This window comes from Litoribrevibacter albus (assembly GCF_030159995.1).
GTDB classification, from domain to species: Bacteria; Pseudomonadota; Gammaproteobacteria; order Pseudomonadales; family Litoribrevibacteraceae; genus Litoribrevibacter; species Litoribrevibacter albus.
In genome coordinates this window covers 518,362-538,103 of sequence record NZ_BSNM01000016.1, presented here as the reverse complement: position 1 = coordinate 538,103, position 19,742 = coordinate 518,362, and the positions used below count along the sequence as shown (strand labels likewise).

The window sequence follows — 19,742 nt, the reverse complement described above, 5'->3', positions numbered from 1 at the left end:
TTCGGGATGAACAAATGAATGCAGTCGTAGTTGCTGTGCTATTGATGCTGGTGTTAAGCCTGGCTCGTATGCACGTGATGTTGTCGATGATCATTGCTGCCTTTGTCGGTGGCTGGGTCGGTGGTTTGGATATCAATACCACTCTGGAAGCATTTAATACCGGCATAGGTGGCGGTGCTAATATTGCTTTGAGCTATGCCTTGCTGGGCGGCTTTGCGGTGGCCATTTCCCTGTCCGGACTGCCGCACTTGTTAGCAGATGCGATTCTTAAACGTATGAATAAGGACGTTTCAGGAACACAAGTGATCTGGCTGAAAAATGGTTTACTGGCCATGCTGTTGATTGCGGCGGTGTGTTCACAAAACCTGATTCCGATTCACATCGCGTTTATTCCGATTCTGATTCCACCTTTGTTGTTAGTGATGTCGAAGCTTCAGTTGGACCGTCGTTTAGTGGCCTGTGTGCTGACCTTTGGTTTAGTGACGACTTATATGTTCTTACCGGTTGGTTTCGGCAGCATTTATCTGAATGACATTTTGTTGGCTAAAGTGGCCGATGGTGGTTTGAATGTTGAGGGTGTGTCTGTTGTGAAGGCGATGGCGATTCCTGCATTAGGCATGTTGTTTGGTTTGTTGCTGGCAATCTTCATCAGCTATCGTGGTAAGCGTGTGTATGATTTAGAGGTGATCGAGAAGACCGAACACACCGACCGCCAATACGATACTAAATCCTTGTTGGTGGCGTCGTTGGCGATTGTAGCGGCGTTTGTGGTTCAGTTGTGGCTGGACTCAATGGTGCTGGGGGCGATGGCTGGTTTCATTGTGTTTTCGGTGACGGGCGTGGTTCGCTGGAATGAATCCGAAGGTGTGTTGGTGGATGGCATCAAGATGATGGCGTCTATTGGCTTTATCATGATCGCGGCCTCGGGCTTCTCTGAAGTGCTTAAAGCGACCGGTCATATCGATGCCATGGTGACCGGCGCCACAGGTTGGTTGGATAATAATCAGGCGTTAACGGCGTTTTTACTTTTGCTGGTCGGCTTGCTGTTAACCATGGGTATCGGTTCTTCCTTCTCGACCATTCCGATCATTGCCGCCATCTACGTGCCTTTGTGCATTCAGATGGGCTTCAGCCCGATGGCGATTGTGGCCTTGATCGGTACGGCTGGTGCGTTGGGAGATGCCGGTTCGCCTGCATCCGATTCGACATTGGGGCCAACCGCTGGTTTGAACGCAGACGGTCAACACAACCACATGCGTGATACCGTGATTCCTACCTTCCTTCACTTCAACTTGCCGTTGTTAGTGGCTGGTTGGGTAGCGGCAATGGTCTTGTAGCTTATAGATAGTGTTGTAAATGGTGCTGTAACTAGTGCTGTAGATGGTTCTGTAATTAGTGCAGTAACTGTCGATGTAATGCTGCCAATGGCACACATTTAAAGAAGCCGTTCAGATATCGATAAAGGTGTGTCTGAACGGCTTTTTTATAGCTTGCGTTGCGACTTTCCGAGTTTGTGTGATGGACCTCTTGAGTCAATTACTTGTTGGATAGAAACCGCTCAAACAAGTATTCCGCTTGTTGTTCATCAATGGTTAAGGTGAACAGTTCTTTTAATAACGTCTGCAATAACTCCGGTGTATCAATCTTGGTGATCCGGGTTTGTCCTTGTTCGATCACAAACAGCTGATCGTTTCTTAATGACCAAATGGTGCCGTTTTCTTTTCGGCAGGCCACCAGATTATTTACAAACCCGGCGTTAGGGTGTTTGTAAGAATAAAAGTTACCGGTTAAGCAGTCGGCTTCGTTGTACTGGTTAAAATCAAAGGTGTACAGGGTGAAGAATTCACCGTCTTTAATCAGTTGATATAAGTAACGGCCATCCTGGTGTTGAATGATGCGGTAGGTGTCGCCCAATTGTTGTTGCGGTTCTGCACTGACTTTTACCGGAAACCAAGCGCCATAGTGTCCAAAACCGCAGTCGACGATGTAATCCTCACCATTCAAGGTCACTAGGGTAATGCGGTGTGTTCTAGGTGGCTCGGCATCGAGATTGTTGTAGATTACCCGGCCCATCAAGATACGTGTTTCAAAGCCAAGGTGAGTTAAAACGTCGTAGACCAGTTTATTGTGTTCAAAGCAGTAACCGCCTAGGCCTTGAGTAACAATCTTGTCGAAAACGTCGTTGCTCTCTATACCTATGTCATTGCCTAACACTACTGCAAGGCTGTTGAAGCCAAACTTGGCAATGTGCTGATTCTGTAGCTGATTTAAGTAATCCAGACTCTGTTCCGGAGTAGGTAGCTCCAAGGTGCTGATGTAGTCTTCTGTGATCGTTTGAATGTCCATATTTTGTTCTCCTTGAATCTGATTGGGCCTACGTTGTTAATTTATTGAGTAGCCTAACGAGAAACGGAGATAGTTAGAAATAACAATAATTAACTAAAGCTATAGGTGTTATCTATTAATAAATGACCTATTTTGGAACACTTGAGTCTGTGAGCTGGTTCAACGATAGGAAGCCACCATTCGCTATGCTATGGTTCCATCACGGAAATGTTGATCAACTGATCATGCAAAGGAACCAGCAATGTTTAAGCTTTCTTCGATAGCTGCTGCTATCTCTTTGGCGTTTGCTTCTCAGACGCTAATTGCCAGCGATAAGTTCGACACCAATCGTTATGACAACAATTTTTCTGAACTGGATAACTCGGTCAGTTGCAGTATTCAAAAACAACAGGCTCTGACGGAACAGAACCAACAACTGCAACAACGTAGCGAGTTGCTGGAAAATCAGTTGGCTAACCTCCAAGGTAAGCTCTCTGAGCTGCGTAAACAAGACAAACAAGCTAAAGGCGTGTCTCGTGCTCAAGCGCAATTAGCGCAGGAGAATCAACAACTGAGTGATGAGTTAACCGAGCTTCGTAATAAGACGGATCAATATCTGTTGGTCTGTAATGATTTCAAAAATCAGTTAGATAAAACCACCGAACTGAATAACACCCTCAAAGATAACCTGAAACTGAAAGATCAGCGCATTGCTCAATTGCAGCAGGGGTCTTCTAATCAGAGTGATTGTCCGGCGCCATCCCCAGCCCCTGTAGTAACTCCTGTGGTAACTCCTGTAGTGAGTCAGGACTGCCCTGGCACAACAGCACTTTATCAAGAAGGTAATCAACCGGTCGGGATTCAAGCTCACAGCTTCCTGAAACTGGATGGCGTATATCGCCTTGATAATGATAAGCGTGCCGACGCTATTCTTGCCGTTCGTAAATTTTTGCCCATGCCTTTGGATAAGCCGACCTATATGAAGCTGGTGGGCGAAGGTTTCTCTGACGACAAATGGAACTGGGATGTTCGTGCAGAAGCGGCCGGTCATTTGGTACGTTTCCGTCCTCGTGATCTGTCTACGGCGGATATCAAGGCGCTATTGGTATCATCGGTGAACGAGAAACGGAACAAAATCTTACAGCATCTGTTGGCGGGAGCCGAATACCCGATGGCCTTTGAAGGCGCTTTGTCATTGGTTTCAGGTTACTACGATCAAACCGATTACGCTCAGGATCGCAAAGCCGAAGCGATTCAGATGTTGTCCTTCTATTTGCCGCGAAATTTAAATCGTGATCAGGTGTTTAAGTTACTCACCGGGTTGACGGGGAAAGCGCGTTCCAGTGCCTTGGAGAGCTTAACGTCCCGTGTCAGTACTAATCTTACTCACGAAGATAAGCAACGTTTATTGGATGGCTTCTACAGCCAAAGTGACGCCGGTAAGAAACAGTGGAATCGCGGTTACGATGCCTTGTCACCGGAAAAACGCAGTTTTGTTTTTTAATTTCTCTTGAGTTTTGATTGAAGCGCCTAAACAGGCGCTTTTCTGTATGTACTCAATCTATATGTTCATAGACGCTATTTAGTGAAAAATAATATGTCGAAAATTCCAACCGTTATGGCTCTATATAAGTTAGGGCTTATGACTGAAAATGAAGTTAATTCATGGGGTGATGAACAATTATTAAACGGGACAGAATCATTCGATTACATTTCACTCTTATCACTATATGGGCCGGGGTATTGTTGTCGATTGCCTAGTTATGACTTTCCTGCAGCTCGTAAGTTTACCTTTATTGAAGAATTTGCCCTTCGAGCCACTAACTTGAATCTGGATGTAGAAGAGGATCGATTAAACTTCATTCTTTGGGTTTCTACCGAATGTATGGGACTTGATATCAATATTCCAGAAGTGAAATTCGGCTACCTTGTGGATCACTATTTTCATGAATGTGATGATGCTGCTTTTGCTCATAAGTATTTTAATGATCAACTAAGGTTTTTGGTCGAAAAAAACTCGGAGGTATTTGACACAATTTGGGCATCAATTGGTTAATTTATTTTTTGAAAGAAGACTAAACAGTTATTGGTTTCCAAGAACTGAAACATTCTACGGATAGCCTGTCTTTAAGCCACTTTCCCCCCTTCTTAGCTTATCTAACCCAATAATTTTCTTCCGATTTTCCAAAAACAGGGTTGTAACTCCCCATTTTCATACGCTTCTCTATTGTTACCACATTCCTTACCTATTTCTTGCACATTTCACTTCTAATCTAAATGAATCGACGTAGTACAAAGCCGTAAAAACACAAGCTTAAAAGTGTATGCATTGTCTCAAATTACTTTGTTGCCGATGTAGGAATCTGGTCTAAGCTGAATTACTCAATTGATTCATTTTAAGTTGGGCAGATTACGGCTCGGCTTTAGGGAAACAACAATAAATAATTAGGACGAGTTAATTGGAACATTTGATATCTCCTATTTCTGATGAGAGTACTTGTGGTGAGTATTTGAAAGACAACCGGACGGTGTACCGGGGTCTGAGAAATCACTTCAATATGGCGCAATCGTCATTTCGCCAATTACTTGAAACACCGGATGCTACCGCCGATGAAGAGTTATTAACGCAGAACTCGGATAACTGGCGCGAATTGGCTTCCCAGTGCGATCAAATTCTCAGTGCTACGTCAAAAGACGTTGAAGTGTTTTGTTGGTTTATTACCGCTCAAATGTTCACCAACGTACCGATGGTGAATACTGCAAAAGCGTTGGACGTATTTGCCCAGGTTGTTCAAAGCTACTGGTCTGATCTTCAGCCAATCCTTCCGGAGAAGAAACTTAAATCGGAAGACGAGGCCGGTCGGGCAAAGGAAATTGCAGAATTTCGTATCAAGCCTCTGCTTCAGTTGGTCGGTGAGACTGAAAACAGCGGCTTACTGTATATGCCTCTGCAACTGCAGAGCCTGATCGGGGACATTGATTTTGCCCGTTACGCCCATGCTGAACGAAGCGGTCAGCTAGCCGAGTTAAAGGTCGAAGCCGCTAAAGCATTAGCATCAGACCGTCAGACCGTTACTGAAACAGTGGTTGCCTTGGGTGACATACTTCAGCACCTCGAAAGCATCGAGCGCTTTATTGCCGAAGAATGCCAGAAGATTGGTTCCCAAGGGCTAAGTTTCCGCTTTGCCAAGAAAAACGTCGAGAGCCTAATCAATGCCATCAAATACCTGGTGGGCGATCAACTCAACCCTTGGCCACTGGATAAGGCACAGCCTGCTTCGGAAGAACCACAACATGATGAAATCCCGTCCGGTGATGTGGTAACCCAGGATTCTGCTCAACCTGCGTCCTCCAACAAGGTGGTTAGCGTTGTCACGAACGGCGAAATCATCAGCCGGGATCATGCCTTCAATGAATTACGTAAAGTCGCAGACTATTTCCTAAAAACCGAACCGCACAGCCCGGTGTACATGCTCATTGAGCGAGCGATTCGTTGGGGATACATGCCGTTACCTGCGCTGTTGCAAGAGTTGGTCGGTGATAACGATGCGGTGATGGGACGAATCACCAATCTGGCAGGGCTGGAAAGTACCGATAAGACCGACATTCCTAAAGTAATGGTCAGCGCTCAGACAGCAGATTACTCGGCTCCTAACGCTACACCGGTTGCTAGCGCAGAGCCTCAAAATACTGCGTCCGAAGCGAATACAGCAACAAATATAACAACGAATACAACAACGAATGATTCAAGCAGTTCTTCGGAATCCGAAGGCAATATTTCGAATTTCGAATGGTAGTTTCTTACATCGAAGCAATAGGGCTTTGAGTGTAAGTGAGTAAGTGTCTTTTAACACAGCAGTAGAAATTCTTATAAATATTTGGAGAAAAACATGGCTTCTATTTTTATGCGCATTGACGGAAAGGACTCAATCAAAGGCGCTGCCACGATTGGTGACATTGGCGGCAAGAAAGGCTTTTTTGCAATCGATACGGTTTCCTGGGGGGCAGTCCGTGGTGTGAGTGTCGATGTAGGTAATGCAAACAATGCTGACAAAGGCATGGTGGCATTAGGGGAAGTAAGCATCTCTCGCTCGTCAGACGGTGCCAGCCCGCATTTAACAACCTTCTTATTTTCACCGGGAACAGACGGTCAAAAAATTGAAGTGCTATTAACCAAGCCTTCACGTGAAGGTAACGGCGTTGACCCATACATGATTCTGACACTTGAGAAGGCACGTATGTCGACTTACGACGTGAGTTGTTCTGGCGGTGATACCCCACAAGAAGACTTCAGTTTGACTTACACCAATCTGAGCATCACTTACTACTATGAAGGCGATGGCGGCAAGATTGAGAAGGGCGACACCATTAAATATGACACGCTCGCAGCCAAACTAGAGTCTAAAGCTAAGTAATCACCAGGCTCAGTGAGTTTCTGAAGGTTAATAAGGAGAAGGGAATATGGCTCTTAATGCACAGCATAAAAGGGTAAGTAAAAACCGCGTTAGTATCACGTATGACGTTGAAACTAATGGCGCCGTAGAAACCAAAGAACTGCCGTTTGTTGTTGGCGTTATGGGTGACTATTCGGCTCATAAAGAAGACCGAGAAGAGCTGGAAGATCGCCAGTTCTACTCGGTGGATAAAGATAACTTTGATACGGTCATGAAGCGAGTTGGGCCTGAACTCAAACTGAAAGTTGAAAACACTCTGAGTGATGACAACAGCGAAATTGAAGTAAATCTGGATTTTAAATCGATGAAAGATTTCGAGCCGGATGCCATCGTCAGCAAAGTGGATGCGTTGCAAAAACTGGCGGATACCCGCTCTCAGTTAAAGACCTTGTTATCCAAGGCGGATCGCTCCAGGGATTTGGAGAAACTATTGAAAGAAGTGCTGCAAAGTGCGGACACCATTAATGCATTGTCGGGTGAGTTAGGTCTGAACACGGAGGGGGGTGAGTAATGAGTACTGAAGAGAATCAAGAAGCGGCGGTAGCAACGGAAGAAGGCACGTTAAGCTTTCTGGATCGAGCCATTGAAGCCACGACTCAAACCCCGGCAGACACCACCAAAGAACTGTTTTCAGTGTTGGCAGAGCAGGCGCTGAAAGGCACCGTAGTTTGGGACAAAAACCTGACCAAGACCATCGAAAACGCCATTGCTGAGATTGATAAGCAGATGTCTAAACAGCTCTCGGCGATTATCCAGAAAGATGATTTTAAAACCCTTGAAGGGTCATGGCGTGGCCTGCAAAAGCTGGTAAAAGAGAGTGAAATCGGTCCGAGCCTGAAAATTAAGTTGGTGGACTTCAATAAAGAAGAGTTACTTGAACAATTTGAAGACGCTCCAGCGGTAGATCGCAGCCCATTGTTTGATGCCTTGTATCAAAAAGAATACGGCACTGCCGGTGGTGAACCGTATGGCCTACTGTTGGGTGATTATAATTTCACCCAGAGAGACGAAGACGTTGCGCTCTTGCGCTATATGGGTGAAACCGCTGCGGCCAGCCATGCGCCATTTATTGCGGCAGCCGGTCCTGAAATGTTTGAGTTTGACTCGTTCGAAACCTTTGATGAAGGCAAGCCCGTGGCGGCTGGTTTTGACTCGCCAAGCTATGCGGCCTGGAATGCATTCCGTGAAAGTGATGAAGCCCGTTACGTTACGCTGACGCTGCCAAAAACCTTAGCGCGTCTTCCGTATGGGGCAAATGGTCTGGGCACCAATGCGTTTGATTTCGAAGAGCTTTCGGTCGACAGCGCGGGTAATCCGAAACCAAAAGACAACAGTGAGTTGGTGTTCTCCAATGCCGCTTACGAATTGGGTCTGAAAATGACCCAGGCGTACACCCAGTTTGGCTGGTGTACCGCCATTCGAGGCATGGACAACGGCGGTAAGGTGGAAGCGCTACCTAACCTGACCTATCTGTCGGATGCGGGTGACATTCAACAGCAATGTCCGACCGAAGTGAACCTGACTGATGAACGAGAAAAAGAACTGAGCGATCTCGGCTTCTTACCTCTGGTGCATTACAAAAACACCAACTATGCGGTGTTTATTGGCAGTCAAACCACTCAAAAACCAAAAACCTTTACTGACCCGGATGCCACCAGTAATGCCGCCATTTCAGCGCGTTTACCGTACATCATGGCCAGTAGCCGAATCGCACATTATCTGAAAGTGATGGGCCGCGACAAACTGGGTTCTAACCTGGAAGCGCCAGACATTCAGCGCGAACTGCAAGCCTGGATTGATCAATACACCAACTCAGGGGCGATTGGTAACGAAGAACGTTCTAAAACCCCGTTGGCGGAATCCGTAATCAGTGTGGTCGAGCAGCCAGGTAAACCGGGTGCTTATTCTGCCATTGCGCACTTACGTCCTTGGTTGCAAATGGAAGAGTTAACCACATCGGTCCGAATGGTCGCGAAGATACCTGGTTAATGTAAGGTCTAAAGGGAGATTGACCGGTCTCAGCCGGTCATTTGGTGAACTATGTTTGGTGAAAACTGGCAGCAAGAATTCAATGATCTAACGCTGGAGCAAGGCGGTGAAACGACCTTACGTCAAGCGCTTGAATTATTGCGTCAGTTGGACCCAAGCGCTTTAGAAAGCGTCGATGCGTTTCGAAGCTTTGTTATTCGAAGCATTGCACAGCTTGATCGACAATTATCCAAACAGCTTTCTGCAATTATTCAGAACGAAGAATTCGGTCGGTTGGAAGCCCGTTGGCGGAACTTGCACTCGCTGGTCAGCTTGCCGGTCAATTACCGACGGATATTGGTGAAGCTGTTGGATGTTTCCTGGGCTGAGATTTCCAGGGATTTGAATAATGCCAACACCATTAATCGCAGCACACTCTATAACTTCATCGGCAATAAAGAATTGAATACTCAGGGTGGCTTACCGTTCGGGTTAATCGTGATCGACCATTATGTTTCGGTCGATATGGGCTATGACGATGAATTTGATGATCTGTTTACTTTGGAGTTGGTGGGCAGTTTAGGGAAGTTGTGTTTGTGTCCGTTTGTGATGGCTCCGGCGGCTGAATTTTTTGGCGAACCCGGTGCAGATTGGCTATCGGACATCAAACGTGTTGAAAAGATTTTGGACGGGCCGGACTACCAGGGTTGGCAACGTTTAAGAAAGCATCCTGAAGCGCGCTACATTGGCTTGGCTATGCCAAGAGTGAAATTAAGAGCGCCGTATCAGGATTGCCGGATTGGCTTCTTATTTAATGAAGAGAATGTGACTCCGTCTCAGGCGCCCGACGGTCTGTGGGGCAATGCGGCGTTTGCCTTTGCCTCCATTGTGATTCGTGAATTCAACCGCTTATGTTGGTTCGGCTTTTTAAAATCCCGTTGGCAGGACTTGTATCAGGGTGCGGTGATTAATTTACCACCCACCAGTTTGGCGCGAGCCAGATCAGGTCATCTGCATTTGGTGTCACCGGATTCGGAAGTTCGGTTATTCGGCAACTTATCCACCTTTTATGCCAAGCAAGGGTTCATTCCTTTGTCGAAGAGTGCATTGACGGATAAGTATTACTTTACCAATAACAATTCGATATGGCGTTCCGGTCAGAGTGACGACGATAAAGTGATCGCGCAATTGCAGACCACCTTATTGGCGTGTCGTATCGCGCACTATTTGAAAGTGCAAATCCGCAGCATGATTGGCAACTTCAGTACCGCCAGTGAGTGTGAGCTGTTCCTGAATCAATGGCTCGATAATTATGCCGGTAATGTCGTCGGCGACGATGATCAAATCTTGTCGAAGTTTCCATTGCGTAAAGCCTCTGTTGAAGTGAAAGAGGTGGTTGGTGAGCTGGGTGTGTTTACCAGTGAAGTGGTTTTGCAGCCTCAATATCAGTTCGACCATTTTGCGGGAGAAATTGTATTGAGCACCGATTTAGGGAAGGCGAGTTGATATGATTTTCTGGCGCGCCTTCCTGGCAAAAAAGACCTATGACGATCCTCGACAAGAGTTGATTGAGTCAGTCCGTTATCACCTAACCCGTTTACTTGAAACCGAAGCTCCGCTGGTGGCGTTGTCGCCTAAATTGGTGGAATGCGGCACATCGAGCTTTCGATTTGGCATTGAAAATATACAAACCATCAGCAGCCAAATGGATAAGGATCAGTTTGCCAATCAAGTGGAAAACTGGATTAAAACCTTCGAACCCCGATTGTCAGAAGTGGTTACCGAAGTGTTTGAACGAGATGACGAAAGTAATGCCATTGATTTTTCGCTGTCTGTGCGATTGAACGACGAGCGAATAGAAAACGAGAAAGAGAGGGAGTTGTCTTTTGAATCGAGATTAAGCCTTGCTCATCAGCAAATCAGTATGGAGGAGCAAGACTTTGGCTGAGACATTAATGCGCTATTACGAGCGTGAATTGGCGTACATTCGAAAGGCATTAACCGGGTTTGCCCAGAGGCATCCGGAGCAGGCAGCGAAACTTCAGGGCAAACACAATAACGCGGAAGATCCGAACATAACCCGTTTGCTGGATGGCATGGCGTTGTTAACCGCTAAAACCGAGCTACGTCTGGATGAACAGTTTCCTGAAATTGTCGAAAGCCTGTTAACCATTTTGTACCCAGGCTATACCCAGATTTTGCCCAGTCACACCAGCTTAACCTTGGCCCCCGATCCTGAGCAGCTTCAAAAAAGCCTCACCTTGCCGAAAGGCAATCAATTCCTTGTGTCTTCGGGGGATCAACAGGAATGCGTTTTTACTACTGTTGCGGATTTGGAAATCCATCCTTTCGTGCTATCAGCAGTGGACTGCGATGTCGCACCATTTACTTTTATTTTGCCGGAAGGCGTTGAAATTACCGATGCGGTGATTCATTTGACACTGAGCTGTTGTGACCCGGATGCCCGCTTTGATCAGATTTCATTTAATGATTTCGACTTTTATGTAAATGGCTTTGAGCAAAATGCCTCTACCTTGATCGAGTTGTTATTGCAGGATACGGCGTCGATCACTGTCTCTAACAGTGATTTTACCAACTTCACCGTCATTGATACCGATCGCTTACAGTCTCGTGTCAGTGACCCTGAATTTCAGTGGTTACCGCGTTACGGTAATCAATTTGAAGGCTTTGATGCGCTTCGTGACTACTTCACGTATTCGGATAAGGGTGCCTATTTTCGAATTAAAGAACTCGGTAAAGAAATTGGTAAGTACCGCACCAACAGTGTGGTGATCAGTCTGTTCGTGAAGCAGCTTCCGATTGAATTTCTTCGCTTATTTGATACCCATGTTTTCCGCTTATATACCGTCCCCGCTGTGAATCTGTTCGAGCAAGTAGGCGAACCGATGAGCTACGACTTCACTAAGTTGTCAGTGCCTGTGGTGGCGGATTCTTCCAGCGACACAGACGTTGACGTGGTGTCCGTTAAAAAGGTGCAGGAAGTTCGATCGGATGGCAGCCGTTTTATTCAGCCGCTTTACGGTGAGCGATACTTAACCGCAGGGCAATCCTCAAGTCCTTTGAACTGGCAGGCGAACCAGCATTGGAATGAGCTGGGCAAGCTGTGCATGGACTTGTCCATTGGTGGGATTCAGGCCAATAACCTCACAGAAGAAGCGTTAGTACTGGCATTAGACCTGCTGTGCTGTAACGGGACGGCGCCTTGTTTGTTGACTACAGGTACGGAAGCCGAATGTTTGGCGAGGGTTGATCTGCCAGGTTCGGTTACCTTGTTAACCACACCGTCGGCACCGGTTTATCCGGTCTTGGATGAGACTTTGGGTTGGCGGTTTATTTCATTATTGAACACCAACTTCCATTCACTGTTGCATACAGATAACCCAACTCAAGCATTGAAAGAGGTATTGACCCTGTGTTGCCCGAGCGAAAGCTGTCGACAAGCGGACGCCATTCGCAGTGTTGCTTATTTACCTCAGGTCGCGGCCATGCAGGTGTGTGGCCACAATATCTTTGCTTCCGGAACGGAAGTGGTGATTACCCTGGATGCGAATTTACTGAATGGCCAGATAGCCATATTTGCTCAGGTTCTGAATTGTTTATATCAGCAATTTTGCAGTTTTGATCGTTTCATCCAGGTCAGCATTCACTGTTTTGGCAGTGATGATTCGAAGATTGTTTTTCCTAGAGTGCATGGGAGTCAGTTATGTCCCTAGCGCTTCAAAAGCAACGCAAACAGACCGTTGTTAAGCAACTTATTCAACAACCTGAACGGTTCGAATTTCAACAAGTGGTTCGCTTGCTGCAAGCCATGGGACGCACCGGTGACATTCAGTGGACTGCGGATGCCATGCCTCATGGTGGTGATGACCAGGTCATGGCTTTCGAAGCCTTGGGCACGGTCAATAAAATCACCCTATGTATGGAAGCGCTCTCCGGAGCCAGAGGTGTCTTACCGGATTATCTCTACGAAGAGCTGCTGACCAGTTTGCACGATGAAGAATCCGGTCTGCATGATTTTCTGGATATCTTTAATCATCGCTATTACCAGATAGTGCATCGATCCCGAGTGAACGAATCCTTGTTGATACGAGAGGAGCAACAAACCCGACAGGCCCAAAAAGGTGCCCGCGCTCAGAACAATGTCACAAGCAATCACTGCCTGACGCAATTGTCTGCGTTGCCATCCATGGCTGGAGATCGTACCGGGCTGTTACGTTTCAGTGTGCTGATGGGGCTTAAAGTCCGGAGTATCAGCAGTCTTCGCCAGCTGTTGAGTGAGTACTTCCCGTACAAGATTCATATTGAAGTGACACCGGAGCGGAAGCAGCGCTTAACGGCTTCCTCATTCACCCGTATTGGCGTGTCGCAGGCACAAAATAATCAGTTAGGTTTGGGATTTTTGCTGGGCAAAGAATGCAGTTTGAATTTTCAGCAACTGCAAATTTTGATTGAACCTTCTTCTCGGGAAGAGTTTGTTCAGTTGAAGAACGATCAGAATTTCTCTCAAACAATATACACATTGGTGCGCGCGTATTTACGCGAGTCAGCGGATGTCTTGTTTTACTTGTACGTAAAAAGGGCATTTCTTTCTTTACCGGTTTTATCTGCCAATGCCGCAAGTGCGGTGCATTTGGGGGAGAGCAACTGCTTGGACCCTCAGGCAAAACCGGACGAGTACCAGAAAATTCTTTTGAAATAGGATAAGGCTGTCATGGCAAATGTGAAGTTAGGGAACTTGGTTGGTAAATTGGAAATGGGCTTGAAAGAGGCCCTGGAACAAGCCGCCGCTGCCGCAATGAATCAGAACGTGGCTGCTATTGAGGTGGAGCACTGGTTGGTTCAGGTTTTAGCTTCTCAAGACAAGCACTTGAGTCGATTCATGGAGCAACAACACATTGATTCAGAGCGACTCTTAGCTGAATTAACGACGGTATTGGATAAGCTCCCGAAAGGCGCGAACGGTCAGCCAATGTTAAGTGGGCCGTTAGCGGATGCGATGAAAAACAGTTGGTTACTGGCGTCAGTGGATTTCGGCCATGGTCAGGTAGTCAGTTTGCACTTGTTGTTATCCTTGCTTCAGCCGGATGCATTTGGCATGCGAGCGTTGAGTCTTGAATCTCTGAGTGAGGTGTCTCTTGAATCTCTCAAAGCTCAAATCGAACAACTGGGGTCAGTGGGCGCGACTCAGTCGGGCGCTGCACCTGTGATGACCGACAGTGCCGGAGGCCCAGCTTCAGGGCAGGCATTGGCGAAATATACCGTTAACCTTACCGAACAAGCCCGTCAGGGTGAGATCGACCCTATTTCCGGTCGTAATGGCGAGATCCGTAAAGCCATTGATATCTTGTGTCGTAAACGTCAAAACAACCCGATTCTGGTGGGTGAACCGGGGGTTGGTAAAACCGCCGTGGTGGAAGGTTTGGCCTTACGCGTGGTGGCCAATGAAGTGCCTTCTGTGTTGCAGGGCGTTGAAATTCACTCGCTGGATCTTGGCTTACTGCAAGCGGGCGCGAGCATCAAAGGTGAATTTGAAAACCGCTTAAAAGACGTCATCAACGAAGTTAAAAACTCACCGACCCCGATCATCGTGTTCATTGATGAGGCGCATACGCTGATTGGTGCCGGTGGCACGGCGGGTCAGAACGATGCTGCAAACTTGCTTAAACCGGCGTTGGCGCGCGGTGAGTTTCGTTCCATCGCTGCGACGACCTGGGCGGAATACAAAAAGTATTTTGAAAAAGACCCGGCGATGACTCGTCGCTTCCAGGTGATCAAAGTGGAAGAGCCGACACCGGAAGATGCAACACAGATGTTGCGTGGCATCGCGGCTTCTCTACGTGAACACCACGGCGTTTACATTCGTGATGATGCCATTGATGCAGCCATTCAGTTGTCGATTCGTTATCTCCCAAGCCGTCAATTACCGGACAAAGCAATCAGCTTGTTGGATACATCCTGTGCCCGTATCGCCTTGACGCAAGGAGCGAAACCGGAAGTCATTGAGGCATTGGGCCAGAAAATCCGTTATTTGGAAAACGAACTGGCGACGCTGGAACAGGAAAACGCCCAGTTCAGCCATGCGGACCCGGACATTGCCGAACTGAAAGAACTGTTAGCGCAGGAAACTGAGCGAAAAGCAGAACTGGATGCGCGCTGGGAAGAGGAAATCAAGCTGGTGGATCAAATCAAAGAAACCCAGAGTAAGATTTCAGCAGATTACGGCACCGGCAATGTCAGCGCCGAAGATCAACAAACCCTGCAAAACTTATTGAAGCAGCTTGAAGACATACAAGGCGATACGCCACTTGTGCAGGCGATGGTGGATAAGCAAGCCATCGCTGAAGTGATTGCGAATTGGACGGGTATTCCGGCAGGCAACATGGTCAGTGATGAAGTATCCAAGCTGTTGAGCCTTGAACAAAAACTTCAGGAACGCGTGATTGGTCAGAGTGTTGCTATTTCCGAGTTGGCGAAAAGCATCCGGATTTCCCGCGCTGGTCTGACGGATAACCGTAAGCCGGTCGGTGTCTTTTTGATGTGTGGTCCAAGTGGTGTGGGTAAAACCGAAACCGCGATGGCCTTGGCGGATTTGGTCTATGGTGGCGGTGATAACCTGACCGTCATCAATATGACCGAGTTTAAAGAAGAGCACAAAATTTCGATGTTGCTCGGTTCGCCTGCCGGTTATGTCGGGTTTGGTGAAGGGGGCGTGTTGACTGAAGCCATCCGCCGTAACCCTTACTCTGTGCTGTTGCTGGATGAAATGGAAAAAGCGCATCCAGGTGTACACGATCTGTTCTATCAGATTTTTGATAAAGGCAGCATCAAAGACAGTGAAGGCCGCTCCGTCGACTTCAGAAATACCATTATTATCATGACCTCCAATGCCGCTGATCAGGCCATTTGTGATTATTGTGAACAACACGGTGATCAACACGATAGCCGTCCGGAGCACAGCGAACTGGTGGAGCACATTCGTCCGGACCTCCAGACCTTCTTTAAACCGGCCTTCCTGGGGCGCGCGACAATCGTGCCGTATTACCCGCTGAACGACGAAGAATTAGCAAAAATTTCAGAAATATCCTTGAACCGAATTCGTAAAAAACTGGCAGAGCAGTATCAGGCCGGGTTTGTGTACGATCAGGCGCTGATTGATTACGTCGTTGCTTGTAATACCGATCCGACCACCGGTGGCCGGGCCATTGAGCAAATCATCAATCGCACCTTAATGCCAAGACTTGCTGAGCAATGCATCGTCCGACTCAGTGAAGGTTTGCCGATTACTAAGGTGACGGCGTCCATTCAAAACGGAGCGTGTGAGTTAGAGATTGAATGATCTGTCATTCCGGGAACTTAGTATTCATGACCAGAAAAGCTGAAAACAACCTAATAATGATCGTGCTCTCCGGCCTGCTGTTTCTTTTCAGCAATACGGTTCTCGGGGCTGAACGATTGTTGTTGGCCACTCAACTTTGGCCGCCTTATCAAACCTATAATCAAGGTGTGATGGGCGGCATTGCGGTGGAGCGGGTGCAGTGTGCATTGCAACGTATGCAGCAACCGTATCGGTTCACTATGACGCGTTGGGATAAGGCTCAGTTATTGGTTGAAAGTAATCGTATGGACGCCTTCTTTACCGGATCGAATAACGCGTCCCGTAACAAGTACGCAGTGATGTCGACGCCGGTGATTAATGAAGAGCTAACCTGGTTTATTGCACCGGATGTGAATCTCGACCCTGAAGACGAGTCGGCGAAATATCAGGCGCGTTACGGGGCCAAATTTAACAGTACGAAATGGCTATACCTTAAGAAAAATGGCTACAACGTGGTGAAGAAACCACGTGATGCAGATGTCTTGCTGCAGATGTTATGGCAAGGCGATCTGGATGTGGCACTTGAGTACACAGGCGTATTTGAGCACTCCATTAAAAAATTGGGAATTCCGATGGATTACTTCCGACGTGCTCACCACAGTAGAAAAGATCTGGGCGTCCATTTTTCGAGACAGTTTTTAAAACAAAATCCAGCGTTTCTGAATACGTTTAATAGCGCACTGGAACGCTGTAAAAAGAGTTCATTATGACCATAAGCATTCAACTTGTTGAAGTGCCTGAAAACGAACAAGTGCTGACCCGTCAGGTGGCGTTTCCCAGTGCAGGGGGCACCATCGGACGCGCGTTTGATTGTACCTTGGTGTTGCCAGACTTTAATCGCTTTCTGTCGCGGGTTCACGCTGAAATCGTGCCCTGCGCCGATGGCTCTGGCGGTTATGAACTGATTAACCGTAGTGCCAATGGCTTGACCGTCAATGTACAGCCTTTGACCAAAGGCAAGCGTATCGCTCTCTTTGATGGCGACGTGATTAAACTGGGGGGCTACGTGTTGTTGGTGAGTGACCTGAATTCGGCGCTATCGAAACCTGCATCTGCGAAAGCCCCGGTTGAAGCCAAACCCGCAGCTCTATCAGGGGGGCCATTAGAGTCGCCGTTTAAGCATAACCTTGTAGATCAGGATGATTTTATGTCGCCGTTCGGCCAAGAAGAAACCATTGTCAGCGAAACTGGGCACATGGATGAAGCTCCGATCAGTGAATTTTCGGTGGAGCACGTTCAGTCCGATGATCCGTTCGGGGACGACCCGTTTTCCGAAGAGGAAATAACGTTAAGAGAACCTACTGCCAAACGGCCACAAACAGAGGATGACGACTTGGACATTCCTGTGTTGGAAGCCCAGTCACTGGCGCGTGAAACTTCACCATCGCTTCGTTCGAGAGAACATCAAATGTTTCAGGAAAACCTCAAGTTACTGACCAAACTGGTGGAACAACAAAAGCCTGCCAGACGAGAGCATCTGGGGCGTGAAAAGCTGATGGCGTGCCTGCAAGTTACCCTGGATCGTTTTTTAGAAACGCTGACGCCACAAACGCTGGAAGAAGAGTTTGATGATTATCTATCGGGTTGGGGTTCCAAAGATAAAAAGTACTGGGATTTATATCGCAAGCAATTTAACCGCAAGTTGAAGCAGGGGGATTTCCGCAGGCAGTTCCTGGCCATGTTTGTGGAAGAGTTGCGGGAGAAGGATCAGCAATCGTGAAGGCGTCATTGAACTTGCAAACCACCAAAAACGCCGTTAAGTCTGCGTTTCAGGTGGCGTTGGTCGCGGTAATGATGGCTCTGTTGGGGTGCTCTTCGAATGAGCCGATTCCGTTGATTGTTTCTCATCAGGTGATTATTTCCGTGGGGGATGAAGTGAATCCTTACGGTGGCAATAAATCGCATCCGATTGTATTGCGGGTGTACCAACTATCGGAATCGGGAACCTTCCAAAAGTCCGGATTCATCGATTTGTACCGAAACGACATTGAGGTGTTGGGCGGGTCGTTGGTGGACCTCCATAACGTCCAGCCTTTGGTACCGGGAGAACAGCATACGCTGACGCTAGACATTCATCGCCAGTCGCAATATCTCGCGGTGTTTGCAGAGTTTGCGAATTACGACAACGCCAAATCAAAAGATGTCATTAAGTTACCTCAAGACAATGAGGCGCAATTGGTTATTCGGGTAAGTGGCTTATCGGTTTCGATTACCGAAGCAACGGACGATTAATCAGGACAACGTCGGGAAGAGACAAGAGAGGAAGCCTTTGGAACTTGAGCATAAAATCGTTTGGAGTGAGGGGATGTTTATCGCCCCTCAACATTTCCAACAACAAGACCGTTATTTTCACGATTACATCAGTAAGTACACGTCTGCGGCTGGTGCAGGCCGCAGTGTTGGTTTGACTGAGCTACAAATTGATTTGGAGCGGTTAAAAATAGGCAAGATTGCTGTGAAGAGCTGCAGTGGTTTGTTTCCGGACGGTGGCTATTTTCAGTGTTCAAGAGAAGTGTTGTTGGATGTGCCTTCAACCACGGTAGACAAACGTATTTATCTGGCGCTACCGATTTCCGTTCAGGGTGAGCCTGAATATGGAGACAAAGGGGATCGTCATCGTTATACGTTGGATTCGGTCAGCCTCTACGACGCGTGCGATGCCACCAGCCGTGCCATCGATACCAAGGTTTCGAAAATCAATATCGAACTGCTGATCGAAGGCGATGACATGACCGGCATGACGGTGTTACCGATTGCCCGCGTGCTGGAATGCCGTGAAGACGGCAGTGTCATTCTTGATCAGAGATTCATTCCTGCATGTCGCCATTATGGAGCGTCGACCTTCATTACCGAGCGACTTAAAGAAATGCAGGTGCTGTTGTTGAGCCGGGCCAATATGGTGGTGAAGCGCATCAAAGCCGGGCAAAAACATCAAAGCGAACACAGTTTGCTGCGCGATTATCTGCTTCTACAAACGCTAAACCGATACATTCCCTGGTTTAAGTTAACGCTGGAAAACACCTCTGTGCCCACTGAAGAAGTTTATGAGCAATTATCGACCTTGTCGGCGGAGTTGTGCAGTTATCAGCCGTCGGTGGCGGATGATATGGAATCTTTCCAGATTTCAAATATGCACCCGGCCTTTAATCAGGTGTTCTCAAGGCTGCGTGAGCAATTATCGCTGGCCCAAAACGACAGCGTTATGGAGTTCAAGTGGGATACCTCGTTATTCCAGAAACGTCGTCTGTTGAGAGTGGCGGTTCAGGATGTTGCAGTGCTCACCAACAGCCGGTTTATTTTGTGCGTGGAATCGAGCATGGGCTCGGTGATGTTAGCTCAGCGTTTCCCGGAAGCTTGTAAATTAAGTGCCAACAGCCAGATTGCGGAAGTGGTTCGCAACAGCTTGTCGGGCGTCACCTTGACGCCGTTATCGGTAGCGCCGAGTGAGCTGAAACCAAAATCCGATGTGACCTATTTTGAGATCGATACACATCACCCGTACTGGAAAGACATTGTGGATCGACGAGAAGCCATCGCGCTACACGTTGACCTGAGTATTCCTGATCTTGAACTAACGCTGTATGCACTGGGGTAGGGAT

At 47.5% G+C, this 19,742-nt stretch carries 17 protein-coding genes; 16 read left to right on the top strand and 1 reads right to left on the bottom strand.

Features of this window, described 5'->3' with window-relative positions; genetic code table 11:
* The first annotated feature begins 14 nt into the window (after positions 1–14).
* Complete coding sequence (locus tag QQL66_RS17045) at positions 15–1,337, top strand: Na+/H+ antiporter family protein (protein ID WP_284383059.1); 1,323 nt, start codon at positions 15–17, stop codon at positions 1,335–1,337.
* Positions 1,338–1,536: 199 nt separating this feature from the next.
* Here QQL66_RS17045 and QQL66_RS17040 read toward each other — a convergent pair whose 3' ends face one another.
* Complete coding sequence (locus QQL66_RS17040) at positions 1,537–2,346, bottom strand: arylamine N-acetyltransferase family protein (protein WP_284383058.1); 810 nt, start codon at positions 2,344–2,346, stop codon at positions 1,537–1,539.
* Between the two features lie 241 nt (positions 2,347–2,587).
* Between QQL66_RS17040 and QQL66_RS17035 the strand changes: the two genes are divergently transcribed.
* The 15 genes from QQL66_RS17035 to tssK all read left to right on the top strand — a co-directional run bounded on the left by QQL66_RS17035 (position 2,588) and on the right by tssK (position 19,738).
* On the top strand, positions 2,588–3,829 hold the full coding sequence (locus QQL66_RS17035) for a hypothetical protein (RefSeq protein WP_284383056.1): 1,242 nt from the start codon (positions 2,588–2,590) through the stop codon (positions 3,827–3,829).
* Between the two features lie 93 nt (positions 3,830–3,922).
* The gene (locus QQL66_RS17030) at positions 3,923–4,381 is read left to right on the top strand and encodes a hypothetical protein (protein WP_284383055.1); all 459 of its coding nucleotides are present in this window, start codon (positions 3,923–3,925) and stop codon (positions 4,379–4,381) included.
* 403 nt (positions 4,382–4,784) lie between these two features.
* Entirely contained in the window at positions 4,785–6,122 is a 1,338-nt protein-coding gene (locus QQL66_RS17025) for a type VI secretion system protein TssA (RefSeq protein WP_284383054.1), read from the top strand.
* 93 nt (positions 6,123–6,215) lie between these two features.
* Positions 6,216–6,740 (top strand): type VI secretion system tube protein Hcp, encoded by a 525-nt coding sequence (locus tag QQL66_RS17020; RefSeq protein ID WP_284383053.1) that lies wholly within the window; start codon positions 6,216–6,218, stop codon positions 6,738–6,740.
* Positions 6,741–6,786: 46 nt separating this feature from the next.
* Positions 6,787–7,290: a type VI secretion system contractile sheath small subunit gene (tssB, locus tag QQL66_RS17015; RefSeq protein WP_284383052.1), complete on the top strand. Its 504-nt coding sequence runs from the start codon at positions 6,787–6,789 to the stop codon at positions 7,288–7,290.
* Positions 7,290–8,768: a type VI secretion system contractile sheath large subunit gene (tssC, locus tag QQL66_RS17010; RefSeq protein ID WP_284383051.1), complete on the top strand. Its 1,479-nt coding sequence runs from the start codon at positions 7,290–7,292 to the stop codon at positions 8,766–8,768. Before tssB ends, tssC begins: the two co-directional genes overlap by 1 nt.
* A 51-nt stretch (positions 8,769–8,819) precedes the next feature.
* The gene (locus QQL66_RS17005; protein ID WP_284383050.1) at positions 8,820–10,253 is read left to right on the top strand and encodes a type VI secretion system contractile sheath domain-containing protein; all 1,434 of its coding nucleotides are present in this window, start codon (positions 8,820–8,822) and stop codon (positions 10,251–10,253) included.
* A 1-nt stretch (position 10,254) separates the two neighbouring features.
* Positions 10,255–10,695, top strand: coding sequence for a type VI secretion system baseplate subunit TssE (gene tssE, locus QQL66_RS17000; protein ID WP_284383049.1), 441 nt, complete (start codon positions 10,255–10,257; stop codon positions 10,693–10,695).
* Complete coding sequence (tssF, locus tag QQL66_RS16995; protein ID WP_284383047.1) at positions 10,688–12,481, top strand: type VI secretion system baseplate subunit TssF; 1,794 nt, start codon at positions 10,688–10,690, stop codon at positions 12,479–12,481. Before tssE ends, tssF begins: the two co-directional genes overlap by 8 nt.
* Positions 12,472–13,467, top strand: coding sequence for a type VI secretion system baseplate subunit TssG (locus QQL66_RS16990; protein ID WP_284383046.1), 996 nt, complete (start codon positions 12,472–12,474; stop codon positions 13,465–13,467). The genes tssF and QQL66_RS16990 overlap by 10 nt, the downstream gene beginning before the upstream one ends.
* 12 nt (positions 13,468–13,479) lie before the next feature.
* A complete protein-coding gene (tssH, locus tag QQL66_RS16985) occupies positions 13,480–16,104 on the top strand; it encodes a type VI secretion system ATPase TssH (protein ID WP_284383044.1) in 2,625 nt (874 codons plus the stop codon).
* Between the two features lie 26 nt (positions 16,105–16,130).
* A complete protein-coding gene (locus QQL66_RS16980) occupies positions 16,131–16,853 on the top strand; it encodes a substrate-binding periplasmic protein (protein ID WP_284383043.1) in 723 nt (240 codons plus the stop codon).
* Complete coding sequence (locus QQL66_RS16975) at positions 16,850–17,863, top strand: type VI secretion system-associated FHA domain protein (protein ID WP_284383042.1); 1,014 nt, start codon at positions 16,850–16,852, stop codon at positions 17,861–17,863. Before QQL66_RS16980 ends, QQL66_RS16975 begins: the two co-directional genes overlap by 4 nt.
* Positions 17,860–18,375, top strand: a complete 516-nt coding sequence (tssJ, locus tag QQL66_RS16970; RefSeq protein WP_284383041.1) for a type VI secretion system lipoprotein TssJ — start codon at positions 17,860–17,862, stop codon at positions 18,373–18,375. The genes QQL66_RS16975 and tssJ overlap by 4 nt, the downstream gene beginning before the upstream one ends.
* A complete protein-coding gene (tssK, locus tag QQL66_RS16965) occupies positions 18,335–19,738 on the top strand; it encodes a type VI secretion system baseplate subunit TssK (protein WP_431356921.1) in 1,404 nt (467 codons plus the stop codon). The genes tssJ and tssK overlap by 41 nt, the downstream gene beginning before the upstream one ends.
* The last annotated feature ends 4 nt before the right edge of the window (positions 19,739–19,742 follow it).

What these genes read in the sequence shown, in the direction of transcription:
- QQL66_RS17045 (WP_284383059.1), top strand. Translation starts at nt 15, where the DNA reads ATGAATGCAGTCGTAGTTGCTGTGCTATTGATGCTGGTGTTAAGCCTG.
- QQL66_RS17040 (WP_284383058.1), bottom strand. Translation starts at nt 2,346, where the DNA reads ATGGACATTCAAACGATCACAGAAGACTACATCAGCACCTTGGAGCTA.
- QQL66_RS17035 (WP_284383056.1), top strand. Translation starts at nt 2,588, where the DNA reads ATGTTTAAGCTTTCTTCGATAGCTGCTGCTATCTCTTTGGCGTTTGCT.
- QQL66_RS17030 (WP_284383055.1), top strand. Translation starts at nt 3,923, where the DNA reads ATGTCGAAAATTCCAACCGTTATGGCTCTATATAAGTTAGGGCTTATG.
- QQL66_RS17020 (WP_284383053.1), top strand. Translation starts at nt 6,216, where the DNA reads ATGGCTTCTATTTTTATGCGCATTGACGGAAAGGACTCAATCAAAGGC.
- tssB (WP_284383052.1), top strand. Translation starts at nt 6,787, where the DNA reads ATGGCTCTTAATGCACAGCATAAAAGGGTAAGTAAAAACCGCGTTAGT.
- tssC (WP_284383051.1), top strand. Translation starts at nt 7,290, where the DNA reads ATGAGTACTGAAGAGAATCAAGAAGCGGCGGTAGCAACGGAAGAAGGC.
- QQL66_RS17005 (WP_284383050.1), top strand. Translation starts at nt 8,820, where the DNA reads ATGTTTGGTGAAAACTGGCAGCAAGAATTCAATGATCTAACGCTGGAG.
- tssE (WP_284383049.1), top strand. Translation starts at nt 10,255, where the DNA reads ATGATTTTCTGGCGCGCCTTCCTGGCAAAAAAGACCTATGACGATCCT.
- QQL66_RS16990 (WP_284383046.1), top strand. Translation starts at nt 12,472, where the DNA reads ATGTCCCTAGCGCTTCAAAAGCAACGCAAACAGACCGTTGTTAAGCAA.
- tssH (WP_284383044.1), top strand. Translation starts at nt 13,480, where the DNA reads ATGGCAAATGTGAAGTTAGGGAACTTGGTTGGTAAATTGGAAATGGGC.
- QQL66_RS16980 (WP_284383043.1), top strand. Translation starts at nt 16,131, where the DNA reads ATGACCAGAAAAGCTGAAAACAACCTAATAATGATCGTGCTCTCCGGC.
- QQL66_RS16975 (WP_284383042.1), top strand. Translation starts at nt 16,850, where the DNA reads ATGACCATAAGCATTCAACTTGTTGAAGTGCCTGAAAACGAACAAGTG.